Source organism: Microcoleus sp. PH2017_12_PCY_D_A (assembly GCF_020738565.1).
In the GTDB taxonomy this organism is placed as follows: Bacteria; Cyanobacteriota; Cyanobacteriia; order Cyanobacteriales; family Microcoleaceae; genus Microcoleus.
The window spans coordinates 65,036-73,828 of record NZ_JAEQCI010000027.1; the positions used below are offsets into that span (position 1 = coordinate 65,036).

6 protein-coding genes are annotated in these 8,793 nt (G+C 45.0%); 5 read left to right on the forward strand and 1 reads right to left on the reverse strand.

Features of this window, described 5'->3' with window-relative positions; translation table 11 throughout:
• The first annotated feature begins 13 nt into the window (after positions 1 to 13).
• Together JGK39_RS07835 and JGK39_RS07840 are read left to right on the forward strand one after the other, a co-directional pair.
• Positions 14 to 2,974, forward strand: coding sequence for a response regulator (locus JGK39_RS07835; RefSeq protein WP_293253143.1), 2,961 nt, complete (start codon positions 14 to 16; stop codon positions 2,972 to 2,974).
• A 572-nt stretch (positions 2,975 to 3,546) separates the two neighbouring features.
• Positions 3,547 to 4,635: an adenylate/guanylate cyclase domain-containing response regulator gene (locus tag JGK39_RS07840; protein ID WP_293253146.1), complete on the forward strand. Its 1,089-nt coding sequence runs from the start codon at positions 3,547 to 3,549 to the stop codon at positions 4,633 to 4,635.
• Positions 4,636 to 4,854: 219 nt separating this feature from the next.
• Here JGK39_RS07840 and JGK39_RS07845 read toward each other — a convergent pair whose 3' ends face one another.
• On the reverse strand, positions 4,855 to 4,983 hold the full coding sequence (locus tag JGK39_RS07845; RefSeq protein WP_293253149.1) for a hypothetical protein: 129 nt from the start codon (positions 4,981 to 4,983) through the stop codon (positions 4,855 to 4,857).
• A 33-nt stretch (positions 4,984 to 5,016) separates the two neighbouring features.
• Between JGK39_RS07845 and JGK39_RS07850 the strand changes: the two genes are divergently transcribed.
• From JGK39_RS07850 to JGK39_RS07860, 3 genes are all read left to right on the forward strand, one after another.
• Positions 5,017 to 5,379, forward strand: coding sequence for a response regulator (locus tag JGK39_RS07850; RefSeq protein ID WP_293253152.1), 363 nt, complete (start codon positions 5,017 to 5,019; stop codon positions 5,377 to 5,379).
• A gap of 11 nt (positions 5,380 to 5,390) precedes the next feature.
• Positions 5,391 to 5,990, forward strand: coding sequence for a chemotaxis protein CheX (locus JGK39_RS07855; protein WP_293253155.1), 600 nt, complete (start codon positions 5,391 to 5,393; stop codon positions 5,988 to 5,990).
• A gap of 332 nt (positions 5,991 to 6,322) precedes the next feature.
• Complete coding sequence (locus tag JGK39_RS07860) at positions 6,323 to 8,620, forward strand: HAMP domain-containing protein (RefSeq protein WP_293253158.1); 2,298 nt, start codon at positions 6,323 to 6,325, stop codon at positions 8,618 to 8,620.
• The last annotated feature ends 173 nt before the right edge of the window (positions 8,621 to 8,793 follow it).

Here is an 8,793-nt window from a genome sequence, read left to right on the forward strand (position 1 = left end):
CACCCTACAGAAAATGCTAGAACAAATAGAACAAGCGCAACAAAGATTCAACGTCCTCGATCGAGTCCCCATCGGATTGTGCGTGATCGCTCGCGATTTTACCGTTTTGTTTTGGAACCGCACACTAGAGCAGTGGACAAAGCTGCTCAAAAAAGAAATAATCGGAACCAACCTCAAAACTCACTTTCCTCAACTCGAAGAACCTAAATATCAAACTCGCTTAAAACAAGTATTTAACAATGGCTTGCCCACCGTATTTTCGCCTCAACTCCACCAGCCCCTAATTTCATCAAATCTACCCAACGGCAAACCCCGAGTTCACAACACAAACGTCACTCCCATACCAGCCATCAAAGGAGAAGGTTTTTATGCTTTAATCGCGGTTCAAGATGTTTCCGAAGTAACGCAGCGCATCCAAACCTATCAGCAAGAAATTAAACACCGATTAGTCATAGAAGAAGAACTCAAGCGCGCCACAACTGATGCCGAAGCTGCTAACCGAGCCAAAAGTGAATTTTTGGCAATGATGAGCCACGAAATCCGCACGCCGATGAACGGAGTCATCGGCATGACTGAACTGCTGCTAGATACGCAACTTTCGCCAAACCAGCGCAATTTTGTAAATACAATTCGCACCAGCGGCGATGCTTTGCTGGCAATTATTAACGACATTCTCGACTTTTCTAAGATAGAAGCAGGCAAGCTGGATTTAGAACAAGAACCGTTTAATCTCAGAAACTGTGTCGAAGAAGCTTTAGATTTAGTCGCGATGAAAGCTGCGGAAAAACTGCTCGACTTAGCTTGCGAATTGGATGCCAATGTTCCCGCCTTCCTGTACGGAGATGTCACTAGATTGAGGCAAATATTGATAAATTTGCTCGGAAATGCTACCAAATTTACCGAAGCAGGGGAAGTCGTAGTTAAAGTTACAGCAAAACCGATTTCCGACACTGCTTTAGGAGTTACGCAAACTAACTCAATTTCTCAGATAAATATTGGGATTGCTAGCGAAGAATCCAGTCAAAAACCTGCTTTAAATTTCTCCCTATCAGACTCCGACGCTGCCGCTCCTAAATATCTAGAACACTCAGAAATTAGCAACTACGAAATTCAATTTACTGTCAGGGATACAGGCATCGGAATTTCGCCCGATCGCAAAAACATACTATTTAGAGCCTTCAGTCAAGTTGACAGTTCCACAACTCGCAAATATGGCGGTACTGGCTTGGGCTTAGCCATCAGCAAACGCCTCAGCGAAATCATGGGCGGTACTATGTGGGTAGAAAGCGAAATAGGCAAAGGTTCTAAATTTTCTTTTAGCATCAAAGCTCAGTCAGCACCCGCTCATGAAGAAATATTAAAGCTGAATGCACCCCAGCCTCAACTAGCAGGTTTGCGGCTGCTGCTAGTTGACGATAATCCCACTAACCGCAAAATTCTTACCCTGCAAGCTATGTCTTGGGGAATGGTTGTCCGCGCAGCAAAATCTGGCACCCAAGCGCTGAAAGTGCTGCAACATGAAACTATGTTTGACCTAGCGATTCTAGACTTTCATATGCCAGAAATGGACGGCATTACTTTAGCTGAAAAAATTCGAGAACTTCCTCAAGGTAAAAATTTACCTTTAATGATTTTGAGTTCTGGCGGCCGGCCATCTCGCCGGGAAGTTCAAGGGCGAGTTGAATTCGCAGCTTTTGTATACAAACCAATTAAGCAAGCGCAGCTTCATGAAGTTTTGCTCCGCATCTTGGGCGGGGAATGCACCACAATTCAACCGTGTTTTTCGCAGCCTCAATTTAATTCACAACTCGCCGAAACACTGCCTTTGAAAATGCTGTTGGTAGACGATGTAGAACTCAATCAAATGGTAGCAGGGCAGATGTTGCAGAAGTTAGGTTACAGTGCAGATTTTGCCAGCAGCGGACAAGCGGCTTTGGATGCTTTGGAGCGTTCGGAATACGATATTGTGTTTATGGATATGCAGATGCCAGAAATGGACGGTTTGGAAACTACTAGCCTGATCCGCCAGCGATTTTCGCGAGATTTAATATTAGAAAATCCCGCTCCAGAATCGGGATTTTCTGCAACAGACGAGCAATCTCACAATCTAAAATCGACTTCTCCTTGGATTATTGCAATGACGGCTAATGCGATGCAGGGCGATCGCGAACTTTGTTTGGATGCTGGGATGAATGATTATATCAGTAAGCCGGTGCGAGTGCAGGCGATCGTTCAGGCGATCGCGCAGTACGATCGACAAACCGGGCGATCCAAATTCAATTCAGAGCTGAACAATCGGCAGGCTGAGCCGACAGACTCTGTTTCCCAAGCTCAGCCTGGAAACGAAATGACAAGTGTTGCGCCTGCGATCGACAACACTGCCTTTGAAGAGTTAAAGCATTTAATCGCCCGCGCAGGTGTTTTGATTTCACAAATTGAAGCTGGAAGTCAATCGGGAGTGGCAACTTTTCCTCCTAATCTTGGGGAAATTGTAGCGGGTACCGATAACATTAAAATTCCCGCTTTACCTGCTGTGACAGTTCCTAAATTAGAAGCAGAAAACTCCCCAATTTTACCGCCAGCAGCCCCACCGAATTCTCTACCAGAAACAGCACAATCGGAAATAGAAGTGCCGCCTCTTGACAGTCAAACTTTTGAAGAGTTAAGGGAGTTATTAGGAGAAGAAGCTGAAGAATTTTGGAGCGAGCTAGTTGAGAAATTTCTGGAAGTAGCACCGCCAAAATTGCAGGAACTTGTAGATGCTGTCAATCAAGAGGATGCTTCCGCAATTAAAGCCTCGGCTCACGCTCTTAGAGGTGCTTGTACGACAGTCGGAGCCATGCCTTTGTTTCAATTGTGCGCGCAGCTCGAACAGATTGCCCGCAATGAAACTCTCACCGGTAGCAATGTTTTGATGTGCAAAATTGCAGCCGAGTATCAGCGGGTAAACGCGGCTTTGGCATCTAGTTACTGATATAGCAGAAGGAAGTTCAGCAACGGATTTATTTGTAGCATCTCAATAAGTCAGTCGTGGACGCAAGTATCACACTACTTAAAGGTTTTTAGGTACGTTGTTGCGCTTGGGCGCCCAAGCGCAACAACGTACCTTTTTTAAGGTGCCAGTTGCCTCTAGGAGTGTGAGTGTAAAAAGCAAAACAGATTGACAAAAGCGAGCAGATATGCTGTGTCGGTGACGTGGAACGATCGATCGCCATTTTCCGCAAAATCTTCTAAATTTTAGGCCATTTAGCCAATTGCGGAACTTTAAAAGTTCTGACATAATCTGATACAATTCTCAATAGAATCTCAACAGTAATGTGACGGCTCAATTGCTAACTTTTCAGATACTGTAACAAATTACCAGTATAAAAAGTTACAAATCATCCGTTCAGTTGCTGAGTAAAATGCTCAATACTCAATAGAGTATGAGATTATACAGTTGTTAAAAATAATCAGAGTGCGATCGATCTACAGTAAACTCATCCATTTCAACGCAGAAATTCAATCTGCTTCTGAGTGAGAACTTGATGCTATTTTCACAATACTATGATTAGTGCTGACTTTAGAAAAAACTCCCAAACGACGCCCCAAATTCTGATCGTCGATGACGAAGCAACCCAGCAGCTATTTACCCGCCGGATTATGGAAAAAGAAGGCTACCGGGTAATTGAGGCATCAAACGGACAAGAATGTTTGGACATTTGTCAAGAAACTCTCCCAGATATTGTCTTGTTGGATGCGATGATGCCTGTAATGGACGGTTTTACTTGCTGCGCTGAACTCCAGGCTAATCCCCAAACGCAAAAAATTCCGGTGCTGATGATTACCGCACTAGATGACAAAAAATCTGTCAATCAAGCTTTTGAAGTAGGAGCAACAGATTATGTGACGAAGCCGATTCACTGGCCCGTGCTGATTCAGCGAGTGCGGCGATTGATTCAACAGTCTCAACTTTACCGGCAGTTGATGGAAAGTCAAGAGAAAACTCAAAAATTATTGCTGAATATTTTACCAGAGTCGATCGCACTCCGGCTCCAAGACGAATCAAGCCCAGACTTAGTAATTGCCGATCACTTCCCCAATGTCAGCGTCTTATTTGCTGATATGGTAGGCTTTACCAAGCTGGCCTCAGAAATGCCTCCTATTGAATTAATTCTCAAACTCAATTCTATTTTCTCGGAATTTGACCAGCTAACTGAGGAATACGGGTTAGAAAAAATTAAGACTATTGGGGACGGCTATATGGTAGCATCTGGATTGCCCATCCTCCGAGACGATCATGCTGACGCGATCGTACAAATGGCCCTAGCCATGCAGCAAGCTATGAAGCGGCTAAACACGCAAACAAAAGAATTTCACAGCCTGCGAATTGGCATTCACTCCGGGCCTGTGGTTGCAGGGGTCATCGGAACTAAAAAGTTCAGCTACGACCTTTGGGGCGACACCGTAAACACGGCAAGCCGCATGCAACAGTACAGTTTTCCAGGCTGCATTCAAGTGACAGAAGACACTTACAAGCAGTTGTCAAAAAAACATTTGTTCGCAGAAAGAGGAATGATTGATGTTAAAGGCAAAGGCAAGATGAAAACTTACCTGTTAGATTGTTCGGAACATCTGCATAGGTGTAGTGCATGAATTGGTAATGAATAATAGCAAATGGCAAATGTGAAGTCGTACAAAGCGTGTCAACAACCACCTCAAACTTAGTATCAATCTACTGTTTGATGTTTAGGTCTAGATCCCCCCTAGCCCCCCTTCTTAAGGGGGGGACAGGAGCGTTCTCAAAGTCCCCCTTGCTTTCGGGGGATGCGAGGGGGATCGAGACTTTGATATAAACCAGAGATACAAAGGTTTTCAGCCAATTATTGACACTAAGGGAATTCGTACAATACGCAATTCCCAATTCGCAATTCCCAATTCCCAATTCGCAATTCCCAATTCCCAATTCCCAATTCGCAATTCGCAATTCCCTCTCTGCCCCATGCCCAATTCCCAATTATTAAGGAGCGCACCAAAATGGGTTTAGTTTTAATTGTAGATGATGCAGCATTTTCTCGGCGGATGATTCGCAAAGCAATCGAAGAAGCCGGACATCAAGTGATAGAAGCAGCCAACGGACAAGAAGGCTTAGATATGGCTGCATCCAAGTCGCCAGACTGCATGATGACAGATTTGTTAATGCCAGAAATGGACGGTTTCGCCTTGCTAAAAGCCCTGGGCGAAAAAGGCTCTAAAATTCCAGTCATCGTACTTTCAGCAGATATTCAAGACAGCGCCAAGCAGAAGTGCGAAGAATTGGGAGCATTTATGATGCTGAAAAAGCCCCCAAAAGCTCCCGAGATTCAGGCGGCAATCCAAAAAGCTTTGGATAGTAAATAGGAGATACTGAGGTGGAGCTAACAGCAGATGAAATAGATGCGTTGAAGGAGCTAATCAATATTGGGGTGGGCAGTGCGGCTGGAATGTTGAATGAAATGATTCAATTTCCCATCCAGTTGCAGATTCCAGATATTGACCTTGTATCCGCGAATGAGCTGCGAAGCGAATTAAAAAAACGGTTCGGTATAGAGCCTCTTTCCACGGTGCAGCTAGGCTTTAACGGCTCATTTAGCGGCAGCGCCCAGCTACTTTTTCCTACCGAAAGTGCGGTGAATTTAGTTTCTGTTCTCACGGGTGAAGAAAAGGGAAGTCCTGACCTTGATTCTCTCAAAATTAGTACCCTCAGCGAGGTGGGGAATATGATAATTAACGGTGTAATGGGTTCTATTGGTAACGTTCTAGACCAACCGTTAGACTATGAGGTTCCCTATTACGCAGAGGAAGAAATTGAGGATTTACTGTTAAAAGAAAAGTCTCTCGATACCGGGAGCGTGCTGTTGGCTCCGGCTCACTTTAGTATTGAAGAATTGCAAATTCAAGGTGACATTCTGCTGTTTTTCGATGTGGGTTCCTTTCAGATGCTGCTGAAGGCGATCGCCGCAGTCTCTTAAATACCGCAAATATTCCTCATGCAAACCGGATGTTTTGTGTCCCAGACTGTAACCACAGAGAGGGTTTCGGGCTGCAAGTGCAGAGGATATGTGACGTAAAGCGCGATCGCCCTCCCCCATAAATTAGACCTCTCCAAAAAAGCAAGTCTTGAACAGGCAGGATGCCTGTTCCACAATAATTATTGGAGATGTCACTTGTATAAAACTAAGTAAATCCACCTAATTAAACGTAAAATATGGCTCGCTAAAAAGGTTGCGGTTTTTTCTTCTTCCTTCTTCCTTCTTCCTTCTTCCTTCTTCCTTCTTCCTTCTTCCTTCTACTTACCTAAAACATGGATACACAAAATCAATCAACAGCCTCAGAATCTCCCGAAATTGACTCGGATGCCAGCAATTTGGTAGGGACAAAAGTTGCAGAGACAGCAGAGATTGTCAGCAACCACTACCGGCAGCAACTGATAATCGCTCTAGCAGCAGTCAGAGATGGCGACTTTAGCGTTCGTTTACCCGCCGACAACGGCTTGGGTGAAATTGCCACAGTTTTCAATGAAATGGTGAGTGTCAATGAAAAATTTGCTGACGAAATAGAGCGCGTCAGCCAAGCAGTTGCCGAAGAAGGCAAAGTACCAAAATCAAGAGAAATTAAAGAATTTAAAGGTTCTTGGGTGAGCAGTATTGACGCGGTGAATGCAACGCTAAACAGCTTAGTCACCCCGACAATAGACATGGCGCGAGTGCTGCACGCTGTAGCTAAAGGCGATTTATCGGAGAAATTTAGCTTAGAGTTTGAAGGCAAACCGATCAAAGGATTGTTCCGCCGGATTGGGACTACTCTCAACAAAATGGTAGACCAATTAAATGGTTTTAGTTTAGAAGTAACTCGCGTCGCCCGCGAAGTTGGTAGCGAAGGCAAATTGGGATCCCAAGCAGAGGTAGAAGGGCTATCGGGTATTTGGCAAGAACTGACGGCAAGTGTTAACTTGATGGCGGCAAATCTGACTCATCAAGTACGAAATATTACTAAGGTTGCAACGGCAATTAGCGTCGGCGATTTGAACGAAAAAATTACCGTTGAAGCCGCAGGGGAAATTTCGCAACTGAAAGATACTCTCAATCAAATGGTTGACAGTCTCAACGATTTTGCCAAAGAGGTGACGCGGGTAGCAAAAGAGGTGGGAACTGAGGGGAAACTTGGGGGTCAAGCACAAGTTCACGGAGTAGCTGGCGTCTGGAAAGATTTAACGCAAAATGTTAATCTAATGGCGAGCAATCTTACCAATCAAGTACGCAATATTGCGGAAGTTACTACGGCGGTAGCTCAGGGAGATTTGTCTAAGAAAATTACTGTAGAAGCTGAAGGGGAAATTCTGGATCTGAAGAATACGATTAATGAAATGACTGTTCAGCTTAATGAGTTTGCTTTAGAAGTGACGCGAGTTGCTAAAGAAGTGGGCGTTGAGGGCAAATTGGGCGGTCAAGCAACGGTTGATGGTTTGTCGGGGACTTGGCTGAGTTTGGCTGGTAATGTGAATATTATGGCGGCTAATCTTACGGAACAAGTTCGGAGTATTGCGGAAGTTTCTACTGCTGTGGCTAAGGGAGATTTATCTCAGAAAATTACTGTGGAAGTTCACGGAGAAGTTCTGCAACTGAAAGATACGCTGAATACTATGGTTGACCAGCTTAATACTTTTGCAGATGAAGTAACGGGGCTGGCAAAACAGGTAGTTGCAGGACAGTTGGGAGGGCAGGCGACAGTTCCTGATATTGGCGGTACTTGGAAGGATTTGACGGATAATGTTAATCTGATGGCGGCTAATTTGAACGCTCAGGTGCAGCAAATTTCTGAAGTGGCGATCGCAGTTAGCAGTGCTTCGGAGGAATTGATTATCGAAAGCCAAAATATGGGGGCTGCGGCTGAAGAAACTTCGGCTCAAGCAGGGACGGTATCTGCGGCTGCGGATTTAGTTAATAGCAATACTCAATCGGTGGCTACTGGGATTGAGGAGATGAATGTGAGTATTAAGGAAATTGCTAAGAATGCTTCGGAGGCTGCGACGGTTGCTAATTCGGCGGTGAAGATGGCCCAAAGTACGAATCAAACTATTACTAAACTGGGCGTTAGCAGTGCAGAAATTGGTAATGTTGTCAAGGTGATTACTTCGATCGCCCAACAGACTAATTTGCTGGCTCTGAATGCTACAATCGAGGCGGCGCGGGCTGGGGAAGCGGGCAAGGGTTTTGCGGTGGTGGCCAATGAGGTGAAGGAGTTGGCGAAACAAACGGCGGCGGCGACTGAGGATATCAGCAAGAAGGTGGAGGCGATTCAAGCTGATACTAAAAGTTCCGTGCAGGCGATCGGCCAAATTACTTCTATTATCAACCAAATCAGCGATTTCCAAACTACGATCGCCAGTGCAGTGGAGGAACAAACGGCTACAACTACCGAAATTGCGCGCAATGTCAACCAAGTTGCGATCGGTTCCTCCGAAATTGCCCGTAATATTACCAGCGTCGCCGATGCAGCGGGAAGTACCGCCACCAGTGCTAGCAATACTCAAAATTCTGCGATCGAACTATCGAAAACCGCAGCTCAATTGCAAGGACTTGTCAATCAGTTTAAGTATTAATTTGGATAATGGGTAATGGGGAATTGGTAATCAGGTAAGGTGCGCCACAAGCACCCTACATAGAATGCAAAAAGTAGTTTTATGCGCTACTTATAGCCGTAAGGTGCGCATTGCGCACCCTACATAATTAGTTTTATGCGCTACTTATAGCCGTAAGGTGCGCATTGCGCACC

What these genes read in the sequence shown, in the direction of transcription:
- JGK39_RS07835 (WP_293253143.1), top strand. Translation starts at nt 14, where the DNA reads ATGCTAGAACAAATAGAACAAGCGCAACAAAGATTCAACGTCCTCGAT.
- JGK39_RS07840 (WP_293253146.1), top strand. Translation starts at nt 3,547, where the DNA reads ATGATTAGTGCTGACTTTAGAAAAAACTCCCAAACGACGCCCCAAATT.
- JGK39_RS07845 (WP_293253149.1), bottom strand. Translation starts at nt 4,983, where the DNA reads ATGGGGCAGAGAGGGAATTGCGAATTGCGAATTGGGAATTGGGAATTG.
- JGK39_RS07850 (WP_293253152.1), top strand. Translation starts at nt 5,017, where the DNA reads ATGGGTTTAGTTTTAATTGTAGATGATGCAGCATTTTCTCGGCGGATG.
- JGK39_RS07860 (WP_293253158.1), top strand. Translation starts at nt 6,323, where the DNA reads ATGGATACACAAAATCAATCAACAGCCTCAGAATCTCCCGAAATTGAC.